This window comes from Paenibacillus sp. NMA1017 (assembly GCF_058895805.1).
The window spans coordinates 1-1,067 of the sequence record NZ_JBZXYR010000053.1 but is presented as its reverse complement, the minus strand read 5'-3'; the positions used below and the strand labels follow the sequence as shown (position 1 = coordinate 1,067).

The 1,067-nt window shown below is 50.8% G+C and carries 1 protein-coding gene; it reads left to right on the top strand.

Translation table 11 applies throughout. The features are described 5' to 3' along the window. Positions 1–1,067, top strand: a 1,067-nt coding sequence (locus tag AC5ELV_RS26300) for an amino acid adenylation domain-containing protein (RefSeq protein ID WP_493432459.1), incomplete at both ends; no start/stop codon positions are given.

Genomic DNA, 1,067 nt, shown 5'->3' with positions numbered 1-1,067 from the left:
CGATTGACATGATTGTCGGCATCATGGGTATTTTGAAGGCAGGGGGCGCCTACATTCCGATCGATCCGACTTATCCGGAGAACCGCATCCGTTATATGCTGGACGATTCAGGTACGGAACTGCTGTTAACGCAGCAGCATTTGCTTGAAAAAGTGGAATTTAGGGGCAAGGTATTGCTGTTGGATGCAGAACTGGGCGAAAGCAGTGCGGATGCAGGCACAGCTGAGGCAAAAGGAAAAGCTATATCCGCATATCACAGGGATGGTTCGAATCTGGAAGCCACATCCGGTCCTCATAACCTAGCGTATGTAATTTATACATCCGGAACGACAGGCCAGCCTAAGGGAGTAATGCTTGAGCATCGTGGACTCTGCAATCTGCATACGTACTTCAGGGAGACGTTGCGGATCAGCGGCTCGGATCGTGTCGTTTCGTTTGCCAGTTATTCCTTTGATGCTTCGATCTGGGAAATGCTTCAGGCGCTCTTCAACGGGGCCACTTTATGCATTCCGACATCAGAAACCATTCTCAGTTATGACAAGTTTGAGCAGTATATGGCGGATCATCGAATTACAATTACGATATTGCCGCCGACCTATGCTGTATACTTGAATCCGGAACGAATGCCGGATCTGCGCATCCTGTTTACAGGCGGTTCGGCTGCCTCGCCAGAATTGTTATCCAAATGGAAGGATCATGTGACATACTACAATGCCTATGGTCCAACGGAAAATTCCATAACAACGTCTATTTGGCTTGCGCCGGAAGGTCCCGAAGCAGGAGTGTCAATTTCAATCGGACGCCCTGTACCGAATCACCGCGTGTATATGGTCGATGCACATGGGCAGCTTGCACCAGCAGGAATCCCCGGTGAACTGTGTGTATCCGGCCCAGGACTGGCACGCGGTTACCTGCACCGTCCGGAATTAACGGCTGAACAATTTGTGACCAATCCGTTTGCAGATGGGGAAGCGGGCTATGAACGCATGTATCGGACAGGCGACCTGGCAAGATGGTTGCCTGACGGCAACATTGAGTACCTGGGCCGGATTGACCATCAGGTCAAA